We start from the raw sequence: 24,266 nt of genomic DNA, 5'->3' as shown, positions 1-24,266 counted from the left end.
ATCAGGATGACGGAACATAACAATGAACTGATTCCATCCTCAGCTGCAGGTATGGATCAACACAAGGCACCGCGTTATGAAATGGTCAGAACGGAACAGTTTCTGCCCAAATACGCAGGTTTCTGGATGAGGTTCTGGGCATATATCATCGATTTGATCATCGTTTCATCCATAAGTGGCATCGTAGTCAAACCGATTTTCAGGGTGGCAGGATTTGAAATATCAAATCCGGATTTTCTCCTCTTCAGCCCGTATAAAATAGTCCTGCTGCTTTTGTTTTTAACGTATTTTGCCCTCATGACAAAATTGCTGGGCCAGACTGCCGGAAAGATGATTTTGGGCATACGGGTTATTCAAAAGAATGAGGAGCCATTGACATGGGGCACCATTCTATTTCGGGAAGTTATCGGGCGGTTCATCTCCAAAACATTACTCATCCCGTATTTGCTAGCTATATTCATGCCGAAGAAGGAAGCGTTGCATGATTTGTTTGCAGACACTGCTGTCATCCATGAGCACTCTTTTGAAAAGAAGACAGTTATGGTAAAACGGCAAGTGGACGAGGGGGAACAGTTGCAAGACGCTCCGCATGTTTAGTAGAATGAAGGAAATTGAGAAGGAGGCGTCTTGACAATGAAAGTTACATTTAAAAATAATCCTGTAACGCTGCTCGGTAAAGAAGTGACAGTAGGGGACAAGGCTCCTGAATTTACAGTTTTATCTAATGATCTGCAACCTGTCACGCTTGCAAGCTCCAAGGGAAAGATCAGATTGATCAGTGTGGTTCCATCTATTGATACAGGCGTTTGTTCTGAGCAGACGAAAAAATTCAATGATGAAGCGAATTCCTTTGGAGATGACATCGAAGTGATGACGATCTCAGTCGATCTTCCGTTTGCACAGGCAAGATGGAAGGCGAATGCAGGAATCGAGAATCTTAAACTCCTATCCGACCATCGTGATCTTTCATTCGGGGAAGCGTATGGAGTGGCTATAAATGAACTTCGCCTTCTTGCTCGTTCCATCTTCGTTATCGACAAAGAGGATACGGTTCAATATGTGGAATACGTGAGCGAAGTGACGAACCATCCAGATTATGATAAAGCGCTGGAAGCGGTAAAAAATTTATCGGAATAATAGAGACCCACTCGGAAACGGGTGGGTTTTCAAATAGAGGGATTGAATATGACAAATACTGAAACCATTTTTACATTCATTGACGAAAAAGCAGGCAAAGAGCAAGGCAATTATTTGGACGGTATTATTTCTGCCTGCGAATCCTGGCTATCGGGGACCGAAACTCCAAATATCAAAAACGATGTGACGAAGGAGGAAATCAGGAGAGGACTGCAACTCGCGATTTTAAAAGGAATGAAGGAGAATTCACAGCCACATCATCAAATGACGCCAGATGCAATTGGTATCTTAGTCGGCTATATGGCAAGCAAACTTGTTCAGACGAAAAAGGATGTCACATTGCTGGATCCAGCAGCAGGCACTGGCAATCTTCTTTATACAGTCATGAATGCCATGGAGGAAACTGCTAACGCTTCAGCTGTAGAAATCGATGACTTGCTCGTCCGTCTGGCAGCTGTCTCGGCTGAATTATTGGAACAGCCGGTACGCTTCTATGTGCAGGATGGATTGCGGCCGTTGCTTGTCGATCCGGTTGATTTTGTGATCAGTGATTTGCCGGTCGGCTATTATCCGGACGATGATAATGCACTCAATTTTGAAATGATGCCGGCAGAAGGACATGCTTACTCCCACCATCTTTTCATTGAACAGTCGATGAACCATTTGAAGCCGGGTGGTTTCGGCCTCTTTATAACAACGGTTAATCTTTTTGAATCCGACCAGGCAGAATTGCTGCAAAAGTACTTGAAACGGCATGCACTCATCCGTGCGATAATTCAACTGCCGGATTCTTTGTTTAAAAATGTAGCACATGCAAAATTCATTTTGATTCTCCAAAAACCATTAGAAAATTTGGCTGCAAAAAGTGCGCCTGATGTACTGTTGGCTAAAGTGCCTGATATGATGGATAAAGGATTAATGTCCCAATTTTTCCGTAAGATAGACAACTGGATCGAGGAAATGTAACGAGAAGGGGTTTTGTAGATGTTGTTGATGGCTGTTAATGCGGGAAGCTCTTCATTGAAATATCAACTATTGCAAATGCCTGAAGAACAGGTCGTTGTAAAAGGCCGGTTTGAAAGGATCGGGTTGCCTCAATCCATTTTTGTCATGCAGTCAGAACAGGTCGATATATATGAAAAGGTAGAAATCAACTCGCATGCGGAAGCGGTCCGAATGCTGTTAGAGTCCATTATTAGCAAGGGGATCGTTGCTTCGTATGACGAAATTGACGGAATCGGCCATCGTGTTGTTCATGGAGGGGAGCAATTCGCTGAATCAGTCGTCATTGATGAACAAGTGATTCGCGAAATCGATAAGCTGTCGAAGTTCGCCCCGTTACATAACCCGGCAAACATTGTCGGCATTGTGGAATTCAAAAAGGCGTTGCCTGCTGTTCCGGCAGTCGCTGTCTTTGACACGGCATTTCATCAGACCATGCCCGAAAGTTCCTATTTGTATCCGCTGCCTTACGAATACTATAAAAACTATGGCATCCGAAAATATGGTTTTCACGGAACAAGCCATCAATATGTAACGGAACGGGCGGCAAAGCTTTTGAATCGGCCTTTGGCGGACACAAGATTCATTTCTTGCCATCTAGGCAATGGAGCAAGTATTGCTGCAGTAAAAGGCGGAAAATCGTTGGATACCTCGATGGGATTTACTCCATTGGCGGGCGTTACGATGGGGACACGGTCAGGCAACATTGATCCTGCCTTGATCCCGTATATTATGGAACAAACGGGTAAATCTGCTGAACAAGTGATCAGTGTATTGAACAATCAATCCGGTATGCTGGCACTCTCCGGATTTTCGAGTGATCTCCGTGATATTGGCATGAAGGCGGCTGAAGGAGATCATCGTGCCCAGCTCGCCCTAGATGTCTTTACGGACCGGATTCATAAGTATATCGGTTCGTACGCTGCCAGAATGGGGGGCGTAGATGCCATCATCTTTACGGCGGGGATCGGTGAAAACAGTCCAATTGTTCGTGAGAAAGTCCTGCAAGGCTTGGAATTCATGGGAGTTTATTTTGATCCGGACTTAAATGAAATAACGGGGAAAGAGGTACATATTAATTTTCCATATTCTCCGGTTAAAGTGCTTGTCATCCCGACGAACGAAGAAATTATGATTGCACGGGAAACGATGGAGACAGCTGGTTTATCTGTCCATTAACAAAGGAGCCGTTTCAGCAAGTCAATGGACTTGCCGAACGGCTCCTTTTTAGATTTTCATATTACTTATAGTTCTTCTTCTGGAGTACGGACAACAAGTACATCGCATTTTGCGGAGCGGACGATATTTTCCGATACGCTTCCGATTAGGAATCTTTCAACTTTGTTCAAACCAGTAGCGCCACAAATAATGAGATCTGCGCTCAACTTGGATGACAGGTCGCGTGTGATCATTGTTTTTGGAGAACCGTATTCTACATAAATATTAACGTTTTGCAGTCCTGCTTTTTCTGCTTCCGCTTTGTAGCCGTTCAATAATTCCTCCGCAAATGTTTGAGCCCGTTCAGCAATAGACCGGTCATACGCTTCGACTGCCGCGTAGGAACGAGTATCAATGATGTTCACCAAATTTAGTGTTGCCGAGTTACGTTCTGTAATGGCTACTGCTTTCTTGAACGCCCATTCCGATTCCTTCGATCCGTCAACTGCTACGATAATTTGTTTGTATTGCATTACCATACTGCTCACTCCATCCTTTTTCTAATTTCTCTACAATGTTACTCTTCTATGGAAGTCTCGTAAAACCCTTCACGATTTTCTTGAAATACGCATTGAAATTCGACAAAAATCGTAACATTTCTACTCTCCTCTATTATTCTTTACCCTGTTTTCAGATCACTAAAAGACTTCTCGTCCCAGTCCTCCGATTTGACTTTCTAAATTAAAAAATTCATCGATTTCGCAATATATTTGTATGAATATTCCGGTTATGATAAAAAAGAAGCAAAACTTATTCGTATCTGATAAGATTGAATACGAATTGGTCAATTGTATCCTTACGGTTTGACCGCCGATATTTTTTCTAACTAGGAGGAATTGTGATGCGAATTGGTGTTCCTAAAGAGGTTAAAAACAACGAAAACCGGGTTGCTATGACACCGGCTGGCGCTTTTAACCTGAGTTCCGCTGGACATGAAGTATTAATTGAAACAGGAGCGGGTCTTGGTTCCAGCTTCACTGATGAGGATTATATTGAAGCTGGTGCGAAAATTGTCTCGTCAGCAGAAGAAGCATGGGCTGCGGACATGGTTATGAAAGTAAAAGAGCCATTGGCTTCCGAATATGGGTACTTCCGTGAAGGGCTCATCCTCTTCACATACTTGCACTTGGCGCCTGAGTTGGAATTGACAAAAGCGCTGCTTGACAACAAAGTTGTTGGAATCGCTTACGAAACAGTTCAGCTTCCAAACAACTCATTGCCACTTCTGGCACCGATGAGTGAAGTTGCTGGCCGTATGGCGACACAAATCGGAGCGCAATACCTCGAAAAAATTCAAGGCGGAAAAGGGATCCTTCTTTCCGGCGTACCAGGGGTTTCCCGAGGAAAAGTAACAGTTATCGGCGGCGGACAAGCAGGTACGAATGCAGCGAAAATCGCAGTCGGTATGGGTGCTCAAGTTACTGTGCTCGACTTGTCTGTAGAACGTCTTCGCCAATTGGATGAAATGTTCGGTAACGACATTCAAACACTTGTTTCCAACCCATTCAATATTGCAGAATCAGTACAAGATTCCGATCTAGTTATCGGTTGTGTACTAATCCCAGGTGCAAAAGCGCCGAAACTTGTCTCCGAAGAAATGGTTAAATCCATGAAACCGGGCTCTGTCCTCGTTGATATCGCGATTGACCAAGGCGGCATTTTTGAAACATCTGATCGTGTAACAACACACGATAACCCAACTTATGAAAAACACGGTGTCGTTCACTATGCAGTAGCGAACATGCCAGGAGCAGTTCCACGTACGTCTACGATGGCGCTTACGAATGTAACAGTTCCTTATGCACTTCAAATTGCAAATAAAGGGTATAAGCAAGCTTGCTTAGACAATCCTGCACTTCAAAAAGGCATCAACACGCTAGAAGGACATGTCACATATAAAGCAGTTGCGGATGCACAAGGCTTGGAGTATGTTGCGCCTGAAACGCTTTTGAATAAATAATTTAAATGGCTGTCCGGAGGAAAATCAGAGATAACTGATACTCCGGGACAGTCTTTTTTTATGTAAATTAATTATACGAGGGAGGCTCCCGATATTATCTGTTTTTATCGTTCATTTGCAGAGGAGAACGGTCAGTTCCCGGAAGTGATCAATCATACTGATAGTTATTAATTGCCCTTTCATTATTGTAAATCAACTAGCCAAGTTCTATTTAAAGAATACTATGTGCTTAGAGCATCTTCTAGCATTACCGACAAACAAAAAACAGGTGGAGAAAACCACTAGTTTTCTCCGCCTGTTCAATATGATCATGGCTGAATAATTTTTAGTTCTTTCGGGAATTTGGTCAATACTTCAACACCGTCAGAAGTTACGACTACATCATCCTCAATCCGTACACCCGTAATTTCAGAGTTGTAAATGCCAGGCTCGATTGTGAAAACCATGCCTTCTTGCAATTCGAGTTCATTCGTTCCTGTGATGGATGGAAACTCATGGACGGAAATACCGAGTCCATGGCCGAGACGGTGCGTGAAGAATTCGCCGTATCCCGCCTCTGTAATAACGTCGCGAGCTGCTTTGTCTAAATCGCGTGCTTTAACGCCGGGGCGAACGAGGTCAATTGCAGCCTGTTCGGCTTTTTTGACCGTTTCGTAGATTTTGCGTTTTTCTTCATCTGGTTCACCGAATGCGACCGTGCGCGTAATATCTGAACAATATCCTTTATACACAACGCCAAGGTCGAACAGAATGAAATCGCCTTTTTGGATTTTTCGTTCTCCAGGGTTGCCGTGAGGTGATGCTGTTTTTGGCCCGGAAAGCACCATCGTATCAAATGCCATTTTCTCGGCACCTTTTTTCTTCATTTCGAATTCGATGGCCATTAGAATTTCAAGCTCCGATTTGCCTTCTGCGATTTCTCGGCAGCCGACTTCTACTGCATAATCGGCAAGTTCTGCCGCTTTGCGCAGTTTGTCCAGCTCTGATTCATCTTTGATGTTGCGCATATTGTTCAGCTGCTCATCGATACGTACAAGATTGGCGCCATGGAAGATTTTCTCCATACGTTCCATACGCTCCACTGTGAGGTGCGATTTTTCAATCGCGATGGTGGAAAGTTTAACGCCACGGGCCTTGGCTGCGTTTTCGACCAACTCCCATGCATCATCCGTGTCCGCATGGCCGACAGCTTCAAAGGACCAGCCGGCTGCCTTCACATCAGGCACTTCCATCAATGGGCAGATAATAAAAGGCTCCGCCTCTTTAAACACCATTACACCTAATAGCCGCTCATGCGGATTACTATGGAATCCGGAAAGATAGAATACATTATCCGGAGTTGTAATAAATGCTGCGTCTATCTGGTTTTGTTGTAAATACTGCTGGATTTGTTTTACTTTTTGCACGGTAATTCCTCCTTATCAAGTATATCTTAACAAAAAAGAGGGTTTTCATGTTATATAAAGAACAAAGAAAAGGGTGGGGCATACAGCAAGACAAATTAAAAAACAATACATGGAGGGATTGCAGCATGAAAATTTCATATCATGGCCATTCAGTCGTCAAAATTGAGACAAACGGGAAGACGATTTTGATAGATCCATTTTTGACCGGTAACGGGCTCACGGATTTGGATCCCGAAAAGGAAAGTCCGGATGTCATTTTGTTAACACATGGACATAATGATCATGTAGGCGATACTATGGAAATTGCAAAGAGATGTGGAGCTTTAATTGTCGCACCAAATGAATTGGCTGTTTACTTAGGATGGCAAGGTCTGAATACACATGGCATGAATATAGGCGGCGCTAAGGAATTTGATTTTGGTACGGTAAAATTTACGAAAGCATTCCATAGCTCTTCTTATACGACGGAGAACAACGAGATCATTTATACAGGAATGCCAACTGGAATTTTGTTTTACGCAGAAGGCAAGACCATTTACCACGCAGGAGATACCTCTCTGTTCGGAGATATGGAATTGATCGGAAGGATGAATGATATTGATGTCGCATTCCTACCGATCGGCGATAATTTCACAATGGGGCCGTCCGATGCCGCAGAAGCTGTCAAATTGTTGAATCCAAAATTAACGGTGCCGATTCACTTTAATACGTTCCCTCCTATTCAGCAGGATCCGATGGACTTTAGAAATCTGGTTGAATCCCATGATGTGAAAGTGATGGAAGCAGGAGACACCATCCAATTATAAGTAGTCCGGCACGGTCCAGTTTTTGGGACCGTGCCATTTTAATGGCGACAGGCTGCCGGAATGAAGGTAAACGAGATGTTGTCCTATGCGCTATTCCTTTCGGGATGTGATAAAATGGCTATATGCACTTAGAAGAAAAAGGTGAAAAGATGTCGACAAAACACGAATTGATACTTCGATATATTGAAGGGCTTGCTGTCGGAGAAAAAATATCTGTAAGGCAAGTGGCAAAAGCGCTGTCGGTCAGCGAAGGGACTGCTTACCGGGCAATCAAAGAAGCAGAAAACCAAAAACTGGTCAATACGATCGAACGTGTCGGCACGATCCGTATCGAGAAGAAAAAGAAGGAGAACATTGAAAGACTTACATTCGCCGAAGTGGTCAATATCGTCGACGGCGTCGTGCTGGGTGGCAGAGGCGGTTTGCATAAAACGTTGACGAAGTTTGTCATTGGCGCGATGCAGCTGGAGGATATGAGACGGTATATTGATGCAGGCAGTTTGCTGATTGTCGGTAACAGGCAAAGGGCACACGAACTTGCTTTGAGGGCGGGGGCTGCAGTCCTTGTAACCGGAGGATTTGATGCTGCGGACGATGCGAAAAAACTAGCTGATGAATTGAATTTGCCAATTATATCTTCCAGTTATGACAGTTTCACGGTGGCGACGATGTTGAACAGAGCCATTTATGATCAGCTGATCGAAAAAGAAATCCTGCTTGTTGAGGATATTTTAACACCAGGGTCAGAAACAATCACATTCTCTCCTAAAGATACGGTCGGACTTTTCAATGATGTGAATAGGTCGACAACTCATTCCGGGTATCCTGTCATTGATAACAACAGAAAAGTGGTTGGGATTGTAACTTCCCGCGATGCTGTCGGGAAATCGGAAGATGAGTTAATTGATAAGGTGATGACGACCCATCCGATAACCGTGACAGGAAAAACGAGTGTTGCGTCGGCGGGCCATAGCATGATTTGGGAAGGAATTGAGCTCATGCCCGTTGTCAGCGACTCTGGTTTGCTGGAAGGCATTATAAGCCGGCAAGATGTATTAAAGGCATTCCAAATGACGCAGCGTCAGCCGCAGCAAGGTGAAAAAATAGATGATATCGTCAAAAACCAGATGAAAACGGTTGCTGATGATCCGCAATCTATTGAGTTTGTTGTTGCACCTCAAATGACAAACCAGTTTGGCTCCCTATCTTACGGTGCTTTGACGACGTTGCTGACGGAAGTCGGAAACCGGGCTATCAAAATGAAAAAACGTGGCGAAAGCTTGCCGGAAAATATGACGGTCTACTTTATCAAACATGTCCAGCTCGGCAGCACGGTCATTGTGAAACCTAGGATTTTACATATGAGCAGACGGTTTGTAAAAGTCGATTTTGATTTAGTGTCTGATGGTGAATTGATAGCTAAGGCTATGATCATGTACCAGTTGTTTGAACGATGAAAAAACTGATGCCCAGGATGGCATCAGTTCTCGTTTAATCTCGTCTCTTCTTCAACGAAACGTTTGTAATGATTTGTTGCCTTCAAGTTGAAAATGAAAACGTACAGGCCGAAAAGGATAAATATCGCGGCTACGACATACGTAATTGTACCTTGGAACAGCAACATTTGATTTACCCCGAAAAAGAAAAGCAAACTGCCCAGGAATGAACCCGCTTTGCTGGCAAACATTTTCTTACGTATGGGAAATACATGGCTTGTACGGAATTGCCGGGTTTTAAAATAAAAATAGAAAACCCCGGATGCCACGATGAAGAAGACGAGAAAGAAATTTAATGTTTTCATATTAAAAGCCCTCCAGTAAAGACCTTCTTCTATTGTAGCGGCTTTCAAAAGGGAATGCGAACAGAAATTACCGATTTGGGAGGAACCCGATTTGAAACGACAAATCATTGACACAATTGAAAATTACGATACGATCATCATCCACCGCCATGTTCGGCCAGATCCGGATGCATACGGCTCGCAAGTTGGTTTGAAAAAGCTGATAGAAGCCAACTACCCGAAGAAGAAAGTGTTTGCAGCAGGTACGCATGATGAACTGCTCACCTATTTGGCTAAACAAGATGAAGTAAATGAGAGTGATTACGAAGGGGCTCTTGTTATTATTACGGATACAGGCAATACAGAACGGATCGATGCAGACTATTACAAGAATGGCGCCTTTCTGTTAAAAATAGATCATCATCCAGACGTAGATCCATATGGAGATTTGCGATGGGTGGATACTGCTGCAAGTTCCACTTCTGAGATGATCTATGAACTGTACCAGGAGGGAGAGGAAGCGTTCAACTGGCATATGTCTGATGAGGCGGCCCGTTTGTTGTTTGCAGGTATTGTAGGTGATACAGGTAGATTTATTTTCCCGAGCGCAACGAACCGGACATTTGAAGTGGCGAGCCAATTGATCACTTTTGATTTTGACCGGACAAAATTATTTGCAGACATGTATGAAGTGAAGCGCTCGATTCTACATTTACAAGGCTATATGTACCAGAATTTCACGATCGACGAAAACGGCATGGCTTATCTAAAAATTACAAAAGAGATTTTAGAGAGATTTGATGTGTCCGTTTCTGAATCGTCCCAGCTCGTCGGCTCCCTGGGAAATGTCAAAGGAATTTGTGCCTGGGTCATCTTTGTGGAAGAGGATGATCAAATCCGTGTCCGCTTGCGTTCGAAGGGACCAGTCATCAATGCCCTGGCAGCCGAATATGGAGGGGGAGGCCATCCACTTGCATCTGGGGCTTCTGTATACTCTTGGAAGGAAGCTGGCGAAGTAATAGAAAAGCTTAAGGCATTATGTGCAAGTAACTAATGGAGGGGGATGGGATTTTACATGGCGCTCGTCTATCCTCAACTCATCACAGGCTCCGATTTATTACGGGGCATCATTAAACTACCGGATCTTGTCCCGTACCTTAAGGAAAGAGGTGCCGTCTCAGTAGGGATTGTGAATTCTAAATTGTATGGAATCCGCTCCATATATAAGATGATAAAAGAGAATGGAATCCATCCTGTTCTGGGATTGTCGATTCAACTTGAATTATCCGACGGAGACCAAGTCCTGCTTTATATTTATGCCAAGGATGATGCGGGGTACAGAAATTTATTGAAAATCAGCAGTGCCGTCTCCACAAGGGATGAGGAGTCATTGCCGTTAAAATGGCTGCATGCTTATAGCAATGGATGTATTGTTGTATGCCCTGCGACAGATCGATCATGGGACGGAGAGAAGTTCCAGAGTAATTTGCAGGCAGTACGGGAGGCGTGCTCCCCGTCAAGTGTATTTGTCGGTGTCAGCAGGCCGGCTGGCATCCGGCATCCGGCTGAAGAGGAACTCGTGGAGCTGGCTCAGGAAATGGGCCTTCCGATCTGCGCTAGCCATGAAGCCCGCTTCATCCAGAAGGAGGATCGTTTTTCCTTCGAAGTAGCACAAGCCATCCGCTCAGGCTATAAATTGAATGATCCAATGAGACCGAAGTTTATGCATGAATCCGCCTATATGCCGGAAGAGGAAGAATGGCAGAAATGGTTTGCAGACCGGTTGGATTGGCTTGATGCGACAGCTGAACTTTTGCTGTCCTGTAATGCTGAACTGCCGCCAAGTCGTCCGATGATGCCGGTCTTTCCTGTACCTGAAGGAGAAACGGCTAAAACCTTGCTGGTGAAGAGGTGTACGGTTGGTCTAAGAGAACGTGTAGGGAATCCCGTTCAAGAATATGTTGATCGTCTGAGCTATGAAGTGGAAGTTATTGCTGACATGGGATTTGCGGATTATTTTCTCATTGTCGAGGATTTCATGCGCTTTGCAAAAGAGGAAGGCATCTTGACTGGACCCGGGCGTGGATCTTCCGCGGGCTCATTGGTGGCATTTTCCTTAGGAATTACGGATGTGGATCCCATAAAATATGGACTCATTTTTGAACGGTTTTTAAATCCGGGCCGGGTGACTATGCCGGACATCGACATTGATTTCGCGGATCATCGCCGATCAGAAGTAATTGACTATGTTGCCCGGAAATATGGGAAGCATCATGTGGCACAAATCATTACTTTTGGAACGCTTTCTGCCAAATCCGTCGCTCGGAATGTGGCGCGGGTTTTTGATTTTTCCAATGAAGAAATGGCATTTCTATCGAGAGAAATCCAAGACGGGCAAGGGAGAAGATTACCAGATATCGTTTCTAAATCTACCGCTTTACAGAAATGGCTTGCCATCGATAGTACTCGCGAGAAGTGGCTCGCTGCCGCCATTTCACTTGAGGGGCTTCCACGCAATGCTTCGACCCATGCTGCCGGAGTCGTCCTGTCACCGACCCCGCTAGTCGAGACGGTTCCGGTTCAAAACGGAGGGGAAGGCATTTATTTAACTCAGTGGGCGATGGGCGATGTAGAAGAACAAGGACTGCTGAAAATGGATTTCCTCGGGTTGCGGAATTTAACGTTGATGGATCGAATCCGTTCGATGATCGAATATGACACGGGAAAGAGAATCGATTTTGGCGCCATTCCCCTGACAGACGAAAAAACATTTGAGCTGTTTCGGAAAGGCGATATGACAGGCGTCTTTCAATTCGAATCAGGCGGCATGCGGGATGCACTAAGGCTCATTGCTCCCACTCGTTTTGAGGATTTGTATGCCATCAACGCCTTATATCGTCCCGGACCGATGGAGAATATCCCTTCATACAGCAGGCGTAAAAAAGGAATGGAACAAGTAAACTATATCCATCCTTTACTAGAACCTGTTTTGCGAGAAACATACGGTATTATTGTCTATCAAGAACAGATTATGCAAATTGCCGTCCGGGTCGCGGGGTTCTCCATGGCTGAAGCTGATTTGCTTAGAAGGGCGATCAGTAAGAAAAAGAGAGAGATACTGCAACAGGAGCGAATGCACTTCGTGAAAAGCGCCGCTTCTAATCGGGTGCCGGAACAGGCAGCTGCCCAAATATATGACTTGATCGTTAAATTTGCAGACTACGGCTTTCCGAAGAGCCATGCTGTCGCATACTCTTTGATTTCGTATCAGCTTGCCTATTTAAAGGCGAATCAAACCGCCTATTTCTATGCCGCTCTTCTGTCGATGGCAACAGGGAACCAGGACAAGACAATGGAGCTTATAAGGGAAATGAAAAATCATGGCATATCGATACTTCCTCCTTCTGTCTTGAAAAGCAAATATATGCATACGGTGGAAAATGGTTCGGTCAGAATTGGTCTCGGAGCCATTAAAGGCGTAACACCGACCTTTTACGATGCTCTGCGCAAAGCGAGAAGCACGGCGGGGAAATGGAAGTCCCTGTTTGACATGGCTGCGTCGATCGGCGGTTCCTCGTTTCAAGAAAAATCCATTCGGCCATTAATACAAGCAGGTGCTTTGGATGAGTTTGGACAAAACAGGTCGGTGTTGCTGGCATCGATTGAAGCGGCAAAAAATCATGCGGTGTTTGTCAGCCCTGAAGGGGACGATTTGCTGCAAGATGTCATCTTCTCGATTGCGAATCCTAAATATACCCCAGCTGGAACGATGCCGATGATGATGCAACTGGAAAGTGAAAGGGAAGTGCTCGGATTCTATCTGTCCGAACATCCAGCTGTGGAAATGAAAAAAACGATCGGAAGCCGTGTAGCTGATATTGGCTCTGTTGTCGAAGTAACAGAGAAAGGCCATGTACTCATTGCCGGCCTGCTGATTGAAGTGAAACGGATCAGGACAAAAAAAGGGGAAGCTATGGCTTTCTTAAAATTGCAGGATGAAACTGGAGAAATATCTTGTACCTGCTTTCCTAAACCTTATGCCGCCTACAGCAAGTTTTTCGAGGAATTGTCCATGCTGCAGCTGGAAGGTACAGTCGAACACCGGAACGGCCAGCCGCAAATCCTCGTTCAATCCGTAAAAAAAATATAAGTGGTATGATTCGAGAGGCAGGTGCAGAGGGGTAACCCTTTGCTGCCTCTTTTTTTATTGCTGCGAGCCGTGTCTTTGCATTGATCTTCTCTCATTTTTTCCTTTATCCCTTTACGAATAAGCCTAATTTCTGTATCCTAGTGAATAGTAGTGGTCAGACCACTTTATCATCATTGATAAACCGAAGGGGTTTTCGAATGCAAAATCCTAAACAAACGAAAATGTTCCTTGAGATAGTAGGCGAGCTTCGTTTATTAATTAAAAAAGAAGGCATCAAGGCCGGAGGGAAACTCCCGTCCGAGCGGGTTCTGGCGGAGACTCTCCAAGTGGGAAGATCGTCCGTCCGAGAAGCGTTGCGCAGCCTTGAATTGCTTGGTTTAATTGAAACCCGGAGAGGGGAAGGGACTTTTCTAGCTGACTTTAAAAAACATCAGTTGGTCGAAGTTCTTTCCACATTCATCATGCAGCAGCCGAATTCTCAAATGGATGTGAACCGTACCAGAATGATTCACGAGGAGGCGGCAGTGGCCGTCATCTGTGAAGAGCCGGCTTTGCGCCAGTTGCCGGTATGGGAAGGGTTCCTCGTGAAACTGCAAACGGAAGGCGCCGTTCGCCGAGAAGATCTTATTCGTGAAATGATTGTAGCAACGGAGAATCGACTGTCGTTAAAAATCTGGTTTTTATTGAAACAATACAGCAAAATTCCATTGGATGTTGTGATATCGAAGGAAGAAAGCCAACTGGTTGGGCCCTTTCTCATCCATCTGATGGAAGGCAATGAGGACTGTGCGCTGCCAGCCTATCGACAATGGATTGAACGAATTGAAGGGGAGAGAATGGAATGATACGCGATCTATTTACGAAGAGCAAGAAGAAGCAATCTATTACAATCCCATCGAAGGATGCTAAAAATGATGTGCCGGAAGGACTCATGACAAAGTGTCCGGAATGCAAAGAAATCATTTTAACTAAAGATTTGATGAAAACAGCAAAAGTCTGTCCCAAATGTGATCATCATTTTAAAATGACGGCTTGGGAGCGGGTCGATTGCTTATTTGATGAAGGGACATTTGTTTCCATGGATGATCACCTAAAGACAGAGAATCCATTGAATTTCCCTTCGTATACAGAGAAAGTAAAATCGGATGCTGAACAAACAGGTTTGAATGAAGCTGTTTTAACAGGCATTGGAAAAATGAACGGCAACGAAGTGGCTGTTGCGATCATGGATGCCCATTTCCGCATGGGTTCGATGGGTTCGGTTGTCGGAGAGAAGATTACACGCGTTGTCGAAAAAGCGACTGAACTAGGATTGCCTGTCATTATATTCTCCGCGAGCGGCGGAGCACGTATGCAGGAAGGCATTCTTTCATTGATGCAAATGGCAAAAACAAGCGTTGCCTTGAAGCGTCATGCTGACCGGAATTTATTGTTCATTTCCGTCATGACGTATCCTACGACTGGTGGGGTCTCAGCGAGTTTCGCTTCAGTAGGGGATATCAACCTGGCGGAACCGAAGGCGTTAATCGGTTTTGCGGGCAGACGGGTCATTGAGCAAACGGTTAGAGAGAAACTTCCTAGTGATTTCCAAACAGCAGAATTCCAATTGACTCATGGGCAGCTGGATGCGGTGGTTCACCGTGGAAGCATGAAAGAGACACTATCCAAAATCGTGCGACTTCATTCGAAAGAGGTGTATTCTCATGAGTAAGACGTTGGCATTTGAAGAGCCTATTATTAAACTGCAGGAAAAGATCAAAGAGCTGGAGGAGTTCACCAACTCTTCCGAGGTAGATCTATCCGATGAAATTGAAAAGCTGAAGATCCGTCTGAAAAATTTGGAGAAGGATATCTATGAAAACATGGAGCCGTGGGACCGTGTGCAAGTGGCGAGGCATCCACAGCGACCAACTTCTCTTGATTATATAAATGAAATCTTCGATGACTTCATCGAACTGCATGGTGACCGGGTATTTGGTGATGACGCAGCGATTGTTGGTGGCATTGCATTTTTCGGAGACATGCCGATAACAGTGATTGGGGAGCAGCGTGGACGGGATACGAAGGAGAACGTCAAACGAAATTTCGGTATGCCGCATCCAGAGGGCTATCGAAAAGCTCTTCGATTGATGAAGCAGGCGGAGAAATTTAACCGGCCTATCATTTGCTTAATTGATACAAAAGGGGCATACCCCGGCAAAGCCGCGGAAGAACGTGGCCAAAGTGAAGCGATCGCACGCAACCTGATTGAGATGGCTGGATTGAAAGTGCCTGTGATCTCCATAGTCATCGGGGAAGGGGCAAGCGGCGGTGCCTTGGCAATTGGTGTCGCAAATCATTTATTGATGCTGGAGAATTCATGGTGCTCGGTTATTTCTCCAGAAGGCGCTGCATCCATTCTCTGGCGTGATTCCTCATTGGCAAAGCAGATGGCGGAAGCGATGAAAATTACAGCGCCGCATTTGAAGGAAATGGGGATTATTGACGGCATTGTACCTGAAGTGATGGGCGGAGCTCACAGGGATCCAAAAGCTCAATCTGTTTTTATTAAGGAAGCCATTGAGAAATCATTGTCTGCCTTCAAAGGAATGGATGGGGATAGTTTAATCCAGGATCGCTATGAGAAATATAGAAATGTCGGGGTATTTACTGAATAAGCGTGGATGCGGATCCTCTCCGCATCTTTTCGTTTTTATTTATGATACATAAAAGGGAGTGTGTCCGATGAAGAATATAGCCGTTTTGACGAGCGGTGGAGATGCACCAGGGATGAATGCGGCTGTCCGTGCGGTTGTTCGGAAAGCGATTTTTGAGGAAATGGAGGTCGCCGGCGTCTTTAATGGGTACCAAGGCTTGATAGAAGGAAAAATTGAACTGCTGCAGCTCGGGTCTGTTGGTGATATTATACAACGTGGCGGTACGATGCTGCGTTCAGCACGTTCTCCTGAATTTATGACCGAAGAGGGCCGCTTGAAAGCGATGCGGCATGTGAAAGAACATGGCATTGAAGGGCTCGTTGTCATAGGCGGGGACGGTTCGTTCCGTGGGGCGAGAGAATTAATGCGGCTCGGTCTCCCTTGTGTATGCGTTCCAGCTACAATTGACAATGATATTAACGGGACGGATTTCACTATTGGATTTGATTCCGCTTTAAATACAGTCATAGATGCAATCGATAAGATTCGGGATACGGCCTCATCTCATGAAAGAACATTTATTATTGAAGTGATGGGCAGGGACGCTGGGGATTTGGCTCTATGGGCGGGTCTTGCCGGGGGTGCGGAAACGATATTAATTCCTGAAGAGCGATATGACTTGGCGGATATCGTAGACAGGCTGCAAAGCGGTACGGGGCGTGGTAAGAAGCACAGTATCATTATCGTCGCGGAAGGCGTAATGTCCGGCAATGAGCTGGCAGATCTGTTGAAAAAAGAAGCGAATATCGAGACGCGGGTTTCCGTTCTTGGCCATATTCAGCGAGGCGGTTCTCCAACAGCAAGAGATCGTGTTATTGCGAGCCAATTTGGAGCGCGGGCGGTTGAGTTGTTGAAAGACGGCCGCGGCGGAGTTGCGATTGGAATGCAAAATCAGATGGTGGTAGACTATGATTTGAATGAAGTATTTGCGGAAGAAGATCATGCATTGGATATGGAGCTATACAAACTCTCCAAACAGTTATCCATCTAATGGCATGTTGCCCGTAACGACGGACTAAAAGCGAAAGGGCGTAGTAATGATGAGAAAAACGAAAATAGTATGTACGATCGGGCCGGCAAGTGAGGCGCCTGAAACTCTTGAAAGTTTAATCGATGCAGGCATGAATGTAGCCCGTTTGAATTTTTCACACGGCTCGCATGAAGAACATCGCGCACGGATCCGTTCTATTAGAGAAGCGGCGGACAAGAAAGGGAAAATCGTCGGGATCCTATTGGATACGAAAGGCCCTGAAATCCGGACGCATACGATGGAGAACGGGCAAGTGGAGTTGATTACAGGCAAGTCGATTGATATTTCTATGAAAGAAGTGGTCGGAAATGAGAATATGTTTTCCGTCACTTATGAAAAATTGATCGAAGATGTAGATACGGGCTCTACCATCCTTTTGGATGATGGTTTAATCCAATTGGAGGTAACAGGGAAAGATAAGGAACAAGGCTTGATTCACACGATCGTCATAAATTCCGGTACTCTTAAAAACAAAAAAGGGGTCAACGTTCCTGGCGTTTCCGTTCAATTGCCTGGCATTACGGAAAAAGATAAAGAAGATATTCTTTTCGGTATCTCAGAAGGTGTTGATTTTATCGCTGCCTCCTTCGTGCGCCGTGCTTCCGATGTAATGGAAATTCGTGAGTTGCTTGAAAAAAACAATGGCACGGACATCCACATCATTCCGAAAATCGAAAATCAGGAGGGCGTTGAAAACCTCGATGAGATCTTAACCGTTTCTGATGGATTGATGGTAGCGCGCGGAGACTTGGGTGTTGAAATCCCTGCAGAAGAAGTACCGCTCGTACAGAAAAGAATGATCGAGAAATGTAACCAAGCAGGCAAACCGGTCATCACTGCAACACAAATGCTCGATTCGATGCAGCGCAATCCACGTCCTACACGTGCGGAAGCAAGTGACGTAGCAAATGCGATTCTCGATGGCTCTGATGCGATTATGCTTTCAGGGGAAACGGCAGCAGGCTTATATCCTGTCGAGTCGGTGCGTACAATGGACCGTATTGCCATCACAACAGAAGATGCGATCGATTATCGTTCTGTCGTTTCTACTCGCAGACGTGAAAAGCAAGGCAATATGACAGAGGCAATCGGACAAGCCGCTGCGTATACTGCCATTAATCTGAAAGTAAAAGCAGTACTGGCACCTACAGAAAGCGGACATACTGCAAAAATGATTTCTAAATATCGTCCGGGCTGCCCGATTATCGCTGTTAGTTCTTCAGCAGTCTGTGCGAAAAAACTAACTCTTGTTTGGGGCATCTATCCAGTTATCAGCAAAAAAGTAAAGTCAATTGACGAGGTCTTGCAGGATACAGTGGAAGAAAGCGTAAAACACCAATATGTCACTCATGGCGATGTGGTGATCATTACGGCAGGAGTGCCGGTTGGAGAAGCGGGCACGACCAACTTAATGAAAATCCATGTAATCGGAGATATGCTGGCTCGCGGGCAGGGAATTGGGAAATCCGTCGCTTTTGGCCGGGCAGTTGTCGCGCATAATGCACAAGAGGCTCTTGCTTATGACACGGAAGGCGCAATTTTGGTCACGAATTCATCCGATAAGGATATGATGCAGGCGATCGAAAAATGTGCAGGATTAATTACAGAGGAAGGCGGTCTGACAAGCCATGCAGCTGTTGTTGGACTCAGCCTCGGCATCCCTGTTATCGTCGGAGTGGAAAAAGCAACTGAAGTGATTATTCATGGCAATGATATTACAATGGATGCAGAATCAGGTGTCGTTTATAATGGCCACGCACGGGTACTGTAACATTTCTTTTATTTCATAAACAAATGGTGAAAGGCTGCTTTTGGATGAACGAAAAGCAGCCTTTTGCTATACGGAGAATGATGGTTGAGGGATGGGCCGGCCAATTTGTGTTGGCGATTAAGCTTGCCTGAAAGTAAAGAGGAAATGAGCCTAAACCTATTACATGTCCAGCGGCCGGTTTAATTAACTCAACTTTCAAATCCACATGATAGGAGGCTGGAATCCAATGAGATGGCTAGTTATAGCGTTTATCCTAATCCCTTCTACGGAAATCGCTGTATTGATTTATTCTGGAAAAACCCTCGGCGTATTTCCGACGATAGCTTTAGTGTTCCTGACAGCAATAGGGGGAGCGTATTTGGCAAAGCGGCAAGGCCTGAAAGCGTGGCGTGATCTCCAAGCGAGGATGCGTACAATGGAAACACCCGGTAATGCGCTCATTGACAGCATTTGCATCTTTATAGGAGGCATTCTGTTAATCATGCCCGGGTTTCTCACTGATTTGTGCGGATTGCTGCTTTTATTCCCTGGCCCGCGAAAGCTCATCAGGCCGTTCATTGTAAAGTGGATACACAAGAAGATGCAGAACGGGAGCATCGTCATCCGTTGAAAAGAGGATGCTCCTTCACTTTGAGTGCCGCGAATAACAGGAATGGCGTCAACAGGATGCCGGGAAGCCCGAATAGATAAACGGAACACGCTGTGACGATAAATGCATGGATCGGTTTCAAACGGAAAGAGGAAGCATAGAAATACGACTCCAGCATTTGTCTTGTCACTAAGATGAATACATAAAGCACCAATAAAGAAATTCCTACAGTCAATTGGTCCGTATAGATAAAGAAGGCTGCCATCGGGAGCAAGAATAGGCCAATTCCGAGAAAGGGCAGACTGTCGATCAATGACACGAGAAATGCACTTCCCAAGGGGGCTTCAAACCGGAGTAAGCTGAATCCGATCGAAAGGGTGATGTATGTTGCTAGGAATAAACGAGCTTCAACAAACAGGAATGTCCCAATTAACTCCCCGGATTTCATGAATACCCGTTTGGCTGCAGATCTCATGGAAACCGGAAAATAGAGCAAAAACCAAAACCGGTTTCTTCCAGATTCCCGCAGTGCGAAAAAATACGCGACCAGGAACAAGAAAAGGTTGAATATTTGCTGGAACAGCTTAGTGAGAAAAGACACGGCATGCTCCAGTAACGATTGTCCATATTGCACGACTTTTTCCTCCATGAAGGAAAACACCTTGCCGGACAAATCGGCATTTCCTGTAAAAGGAAGAATATGCCGTTCAATTGTCGGTACAGTATCCATCAGCCCATGCAGCGTCATCAGTGTAAATGTGCTGAACAGGAAAAGAAAAACGAGCATGACAATCAATGTGGATAACGATAAAGGCAGTTTGAAAATAGCACGGATTGCATGTAGAAAGGGTGCTGTGAAATAGGCAAGTATGACAGCAATCGCAATCGGCGGCACAATAAACACGAGGAGACAGGCAACGATAGCAGGCAGCCATTGTAACAATATCCTGCCATAGTCCATATTTTGCTGCTTTAGACGGTTTTTCATTGCTTTAGACCATCCTTTTCAATCGAGAATTAAAACAAAACAAGCGTTTCCATTCACAAAACTGTCAAGTTTGATTATAATGGTTCATGTAAGCGTTTTAGACAGAAACTATTATCAGAAGAGCCGTTTTCTAGCGAATTTTAGAAGATAAAGGCTACACTGAGAGAAGGAGCGAGTAATATGACAGCATCAAAAGGGTTGGAAGGAATCGTAGCGACGCAATCCGCAATCAGTTCCATCATTGATGACACTCTTACATATGTCGGTTACGACATTGACGATCTTGCGACAAATGCAAGTTTCGAAGAAGTTGTATACCTACTATGGCACCAACGTCTTCCGAAAGAGGACGAGCTGGCTGAATTGAAGCAGCAGCTTGCAGACAACATGTCAATTCCTCAGGAAGTGCTTGACCATTTTAAAACATATCCGATCGACAAAGTGCATCCGATGGCAGCATTGCGCACAGCCATCTCCCTCCTCGGATTATACGATGACAAAGCGGAAGATATGTCCGATGAAGCGAACTATGAAAAAGCGATTAAACTTCAAGCGAAAATCGCTACGGTTGTTACAGCCTTTTCACGTGTGCGTAAAGGACTTGAGCCGGTCGCACCTAAGAGCGAGCTAGGTTACGCAGCTAATTTCCTCTACATGCTGAATGGCGAAGAGCCTGAAGATATTGCGATTGAAGCTTTCAATAAAGCGCTCGTACTTCATGCTGACCATGAGCTGAACGCTTCTACGTTCACAGCGCGTGTTTGTGTGGCAACATTATCCGATATGTATTCCGGAATCACTGCGGCAATTGGCGCATTGAAAGGACCTCTTCATGGCGGTGCGAACGAGCAAGTGATGAAGATGCTAATGGAAATCGGTTCTGAAGAAAATGTTGAACCATACATCCGTGAAAAACTGGACAACAAAGAAAAAATCATGGGCTTTGGCCACCGCGTTTATCGTAAAGGCGATCCGCGTGCCAAGCATCTTCGTGAAATGTCTAAAAAATTGACTTCGCTTCGCGGTGAGGAAAAGTGGTACAATATGTCGGAGAAAATTGAATCGATCGTGACAGGCGAGAAAAATTTGCCGCCTAACGTTGATTTCTATTCCGCTTCGGTATATCATTCACTTGGTATCGACCATGATTTGTTCACGCCGATTTTTGCGGTCTCCCGTACTTCCGGTTGGACGGCACATATTTTGGAGCAATATGCAAACAATAGATTGATCCGTCCGCGTGCCGAGTACAACGGTCCAGACAAGCAAAAATACGTGCCGATGAACGAGCGGTAAGAGAGTTTTTCGAGAGCTCTCAACACAAGAAATGAGTGGGGCGGTATGAACTGATACCGGCCCTCTACTTTTGACTATTAGGAGGAAACTGCAATGGCTAAAATTTCAATGGAAAACGGTGTATTAAACGTTCCGGATCACGCAACGATCCCATTCATCATCGGTGACGGTACAGGCCCAGATATCTGGCATGCTGCATCCCGCGTATTGGAAGCTGCTGTTGATAAGGCATACAATGGCCAGAAGAAAATTGAGTGGAAAGAAGTTCTTGCAGGTGAAAAAGCATTCAACGAAACAGGAGAATGGCTGCCACAAGAGACACTTGACATCATCGATGAATATTTGATCGCAATCAAAGGACCTCTAACTACACCAATCGGAGGCGGATTCCGTTCATTGAACGTTGCACTTCGTCAAGAGTTGGACCTATATACTTGCTTGCGCCCCGTCCGTTATTTTGAAGGCGTTCCTTCTCCTGTCAAGCGTCCAGAAGATACTGATATGGTTATCTTCCGTGAGAACACAGAGGATATCTATGCAGGTATCGAGTACAAAGAAGGTTCAGATGAAGTGAAAAAAGTGATTGCCTTCTTGCAAAACGAAATGGGCGTCAATAAAATCCGTTTCCCTGAAACTTCTGGTATCGGCATTAAGCCTGTTTCTGAAGAAGGTACAAAACGTCTTGTGCGCGCTGCGATTAACTATGCAGTTAAAGAAGGCCGCAAGTCTGTAACGCTTGTACACAAAGGAAACATCATGAAATTCACTGAAGGCGCGTTCAAAAACTGGGGTTACGAAGTGGCTGAACAAGAATTCGGCGACAAAGTATTCACTTGGAACCAATATGATCAAATCAAAGAAGCTGAAGGAACTGACGCGGCTAACAAGGCGCAATCTGATGCAGAAGCGGCTGGCAAGATCATCGTAAAAGATTCGATCGCTGATATCTTCCTACAACAAATCTTGACACGTCCGAAGGAATTCGACGTCGTAGCAACAATGAACTTGAACGGTGACTATATTTCTGATGCACTTGCTGCACAAGTCGGTGGTATCGGTATCGCTCCAGGAGCGAACATCAACTATGTAACTGGACATGCAATTTTCGAAGCAACACATGGTACAGCTCCGAAGTACGCAGGTCTTGATAAAGTAAATCCATCTTCTGTACTTCTTTCAGGCGTTATGATGCTTGAGCATATGGGCTGGAATGAAGCTGCTAAGATGATTACAGAATCAATCGAAAAGACAATCGCTTCTAAAGTGGTCACATATGACTTTGCACGTCTCATGGATGGTGCGACAGAAGTAAAAGCATCTGAATTTGCGGATGAATTGATTAAAAACCTTTAATTAGCTAGACTGAAGTAAGAGTGGGAAATCTTTCCCCTCTTGCTTTTTTTATTTTGATCAGAAAAGGAGAGTTTGCCATGACAATGAAACGTAAAAAAGTCTCAGTCATCGGATCTGGATTCACCGGAGCGACCACCGCATTTCTTCTTGCTCAAAAGGAGCTGTGTGATGTAGTCCTTGTGGACATCCCTCAAATGGAAGATCCGACAAAAGGGAAAGCGTTAGATATGTTGGAAGCGGGACCAGTACTAGGGTTTGATGCAAACATTACAGGAACATCCGACTATGCCGATACGAAAAACTCAGATCTTGTCATCATTACGGCAGGGATTGCCCGTAAACCGGGGATGAGTCGGGATGATCTTGTCCAAACGAACCAGAAGGTCATGAAAGCTGTGACGAGTGAAGTTGTTACGCATTCTCCAGAAACGACGATCATCATATTAACTAATCCAGTGGATGCCATGACGTACACTGTATATAAAGAATCTGGATTTCCGAAGGAACGAGTCATCGGACAATCCGGTGTGCTGGACACGGCTCGTTTCCGGACATTTGTAGCGCAGGAACTGAATCTATCAGTAAAAGATGTGACAGGTTTTGTTCTGGGCGGCCATGGGGATGACATGGTGCCTCTTATCCGTTATTCGGCAGCGGGCGGCGTTCCATTAGAAAAATTGATCCAGCCGGATCGATTGCAGGAAATTGTGAATCGGACCCGGAAAGGCGGAGCAGAAATCGTCAACCTTCTTGGCAACGGATCTGCTTATTATGCCCCGGCCGCATCGCTTGTAGAAATGGCTGAAGCGATCTTAAAGGATCAAAAACGGGTCCTACCTTCCATTGCTTATTTGGAAGGGGAATACGGAATGGACGGCATTTATCTCGGGGTTCCGACGGTTCTCGGGGCAGGTGGAATTGAAAGAATCATCGAGCTTGACTTGACGGATGAGGAAGCAGCCGCTTTAGCGAAGTCTGCCGATTCGGTCAGAGCAGTCATGGAAGTCCTTGCAGACTAAACACTTCCATAAGTTGAACTTCATAAACTTGATTGTTAAGCTATTGTAAAATCGGGCAGAGGAAC

General features: G+C 45.1%; 22 protein-coding genes. 18 read left to right on the top strand and 4 right to left on the bottom strand.

Annotation, left to right across the window (positions count from 1 at the left end):
* Window positions 1-6 precede the first annotated feature (6 nt).
* From NCCP2222_RS02760 to NCCP2222_RS02745, 4 genes are read left to right on the top strand one after another with little or no spacing between them, the layout of a single operon-like run.
* The gene (locus tag NCCP2222_RS02760) at window positions 7-597 is read left to right on the top strand and encodes an RDD family protein (protein ID WP_248509384.1); all 591 of its coding nucleotides are present in this window, start codon (window positions 7-9) and stop codon (window positions 595-597) included.
* A 36-nt stretch (window positions 598-633) separates the two neighbouring features.
* Complete coding sequence (gene tpx, locus NCCP2222_RS02755) at window positions 634-1,137, top strand: thiol peroxidase (protein ID WP_248509382.1); 504 nt, start codon at window positions 634-636, stop codon at window positions 1,135-1,137.
* 48 nt (window positions 1,138-1,185) lie between these two features.
* The gene (locus tag NCCP2222_RS02750) at window positions 1,186-2,103 is read left to right on the top strand and encodes a class I SAM-dependent methyltransferase (RefSeq protein WP_248509380.1); all 918 of its coding nucleotides are present in this window, start codon (window positions 1,186-1,188) and stop codon (window positions 2,101-2,103) included.
* Between the two features lie 18 nt (window positions 2,104-2,121).
* On the top strand, window positions 2,122-3,318 hold the full coding sequence (locus NCCP2222_RS02745) for an acetate kinase (protein ID WP_248509379.1): 1,197 nt from the start codon (window positions 2,122-2,124) through the stop codon (window positions 3,316-3,318).
* A gap of 65 nt (window positions 3,319-3,383) precedes the next feature.
* Here the strand turns inward: NCCP2222_RS02745 and NCCP2222_RS02740 are convergent, their stop codons facing one another.
* Window positions 3,384-3,836 (bottom strand): universal stress protein, encoded by a 453-nt coding sequence (locus NCCP2222_RS02740; RefSeq protein WP_248509376.1) that lies wholly within the window; start codon window positions 3,834-3,836, stop codon window positions 3,384-3,386.
* Between the two features lie 362 nt (window positions 3,837-4,198).
* On the opposite strand from NCCP2222_RS02740, the gene ald reads away from it, so the two are divergent.
* Window positions 4,199-5,317 carry an alanine dehydrogenase gene (ald, locus tag NCCP2222_RS02735; protein WP_248509375.1) on the top strand — a complete coding sequence of 373 codons (1,119 nt, stop codon included), beginning with the start codon at window positions 4,199-4,201 and terminating at the stop codon, window positions 5,315-5,317.
* Between the two features lie 308 nt (window positions 5,318-5,625).
* Here the strand turns inward: ald and NCCP2222_RS02730 are convergent, their stop codons facing one another.
* Entirely contained in the window at window positions 5,626-6,723 is a 1,098-nt protein-coding gene (locus tag NCCP2222_RS02730; RefSeq protein ID WP_248509374.1) for a M24 family metallopeptidase, read from the bottom strand.
* 125 nt (window positions 6,724-6,848) lie between these two features.
* Here NCCP2222_RS02730 and NCCP2222_RS02725 point away from each other — a divergent pair, with 125 nt between their 5' ends.
* Window positions 6,849-7,529 (top strand): metal-dependent hydrolase, encoded by a 681-nt coding sequence (locus NCCP2222_RS02725; RefSeq protein WP_248509372.1) that lies wholly within the window; start codon window positions 6,849-6,851, stop codon window positions 7,527-7,529.
* A gap of 149 nt (window positions 7,530-7,678) precedes the next feature.
* Complete coding sequence (locus tag NCCP2222_RS02720) at window positions 7,679-8,986, top strand: DRTGG domain-containing protein (protein WP_248509371.1); 1,308 nt, start codon at window positions 7,679-7,681, stop codon at window positions 8,984-8,986.
* Window positions 8,987-9,009: 23 nt separating this feature from the next.
* On the opposite strand, the gene NCCP2222_RS02715 is transcribed toward NCCP2222_RS02720, so the two are convergent.
* Window positions 9,010-9,330: a YtpI family protein gene (locus NCCP2222_RS02715; protein WP_248509369.1), complete on the bottom strand. Its 321-nt coding sequence runs from the start codon at window positions 9,328-9,330 to the stop codon at window positions 9,010-9,012.
* A gap of 91 nt (window positions 9,331-9,421) precedes the next feature.
* On the opposite strand from NCCP2222_RS02715, the gene NCCP2222_RS02710 reads away from it, so the two are divergent.
* The 8 genes from NCCP2222_RS02710 to NCCP2222_RS02675 all read left to right on the top strand — a co-directional run bounded on the left by NCCP2222_RS02710 (window position 9,422) and on the right by NCCP2222_RS02675 (window position 19,566).
* Window positions 9,422-10,363: a DHH family phosphoesterase gene (locus NCCP2222_RS02710; RefSeq protein WP_248509367.1), complete on the top strand. Its 942-nt coding sequence runs from the start codon at window positions 9,422-9,424 to the stop codon at window positions 10,361-10,363.
* Between the two features lie 9 nt (window positions 10,364-10,372).
* Entirely contained in the window at window positions 10,373-13,459 is a 3,087-nt protein-coding gene (locus tag NCCP2222_RS02705) for a DNA polymerase III subunit alpha (RefSeq protein WP_248509365.1), read from the top strand.
* 197 nt (window positions 13,460-13,656) lie between these two features.
* Complete coding sequence (locus tag NCCP2222_RS02700) at window positions 13,657-14,304, top strand: FadR/GntR family transcriptional regulator (RefSeq protein ID WP_248509364.1); 648 nt, start codon at window positions 13,657-13,659, stop codon at window positions 14,302-14,304.
* Window positions 14,301-15,170, top strand: coding sequence for an acetyl-CoA carboxylase, carboxyltransferase subunit beta (gene accD / locus NCCP2222_RS02695; protein WP_248509362.1), 870 nt, complete (start codon window positions 14,301-14,303; stop codon window positions 15,168-15,170). Before NCCP2222_RS02700 ends, accD begins: the two co-directional genes overlap by 4 nt.
* The gene (locus NCCP2222_RS02690) at window positions 15,163-16,116 is read left to right on the top strand and encodes an acetyl-CoA carboxylase carboxyltransferase subunit alpha (protein WP_248509360.1); all 954 of its coding nucleotides are present in this window, start codon (window positions 15,163-15,165) and stop codon (window positions 16,114-16,116) included. Before accD ends, NCCP2222_RS02690 begins: the two co-directional genes overlap by 8 nt.
* A 67-nt stretch (window positions 16,117-16,183) precedes the next feature.
* Window positions 16,184-17,146 (top strand): 6-phosphofructokinase, encoded by a 963-nt coding sequence (gene pfkA, locus NCCP2222_RS02685; protein WP_248509358.1) that lies wholly within the window; start codon window positions 16,184-16,186, stop codon window positions 17,144-17,146.
* Window positions 17,147-17,195: 49 nt separating this feature from the next.
* On the top strand, window positions 17,196-18,956 hold the full coding sequence (gene pyk, locus NCCP2222_RS02680; RefSeq protein ID WP_248509354.1) for a pyruvate kinase: 1,761 nt from the start codon (window positions 17,196-17,198) through the stop codon (window positions 18,954-18,956).
* Window positions 18,957-19,182: 226 nt separating this feature from the next.
* Window positions 19,183-19,566, top strand: a complete 384-nt coding sequence (locus tag NCCP2222_RS02675) for an FxsA family protein (protein ID WP_248509353.1) — start codon at window positions 19,183-19,185, stop codon at window positions 19,564-19,566.
* On the opposite strand, the gene NCCP2222_RS02670 is transcribed toward NCCP2222_RS02675, so the two are convergent.
* On the bottom strand, window positions 19,556-20,533 hold the full coding sequence (locus NCCP2222_RS02670; protein ID WP_248509352.1) for an AI-2E family transporter: 978 nt from the start codon (window positions 20,531-20,533) through the stop codon (window positions 19,556-19,558). The two genes, NCCP2222_RS02675 and NCCP2222_RS02670, sit on opposite strands and share 11 nt — an antisense overlap.
* 180 nt (window positions 20,534-20,713) lie before the next feature.
* On the opposite strand from NCCP2222_RS02670, the gene citZ reads away from it, so the two are divergent.
* From citZ to mdh, 3 genes are all read left to right on the top strand, one after another.
* On the top strand, window positions 20,714-21,829 hold the full coding sequence (gene citZ, locus NCCP2222_RS02665) for a citrate synthase (protein ID WP_238082565.1): 1,116 nt from the start codon (window positions 20,714-20,716) through the stop codon (window positions 21,827-21,829).
* Window positions 21,830-21,922: 93 nt separating this feature from the next.
* On the top strand, window positions 21,923-23,182 hold the full coding sequence (icd, locus tag NCCP2222_RS02660; protein ID WP_248509351.1) for an NADP-dependent isocitrate dehydrogenase: 1,260 nt from the start codon (window positions 21,923-21,925) through the stop codon (window positions 23,180-23,182).
* Between the two features lie 77 nt (window positions 23,183-23,259).
* Entirely contained in the window at window positions 23,260-24,201 is a 942-nt protein-coding gene (mdh, locus tag NCCP2222_RS02655) for a malate dehydrogenase (protein ID WP_248509350.1), read from the top strand.
* Window positions 24,202-24,266: the final 65 nt, after the last annotated feature.

This window comes from Sporosarcina sp. NCCP-2222, assembly GCF_023168145.1.
Lineage (GTDB): Bacteria > Bacillota > Bacilli > Bacillales_A > Planococcaceae > Sporosarcina.
The sequence above is the reverse complement of the archived record's forward strand: the minus strand, read 5'-3'. Positions and strand labels throughout refer to the sequence as shown.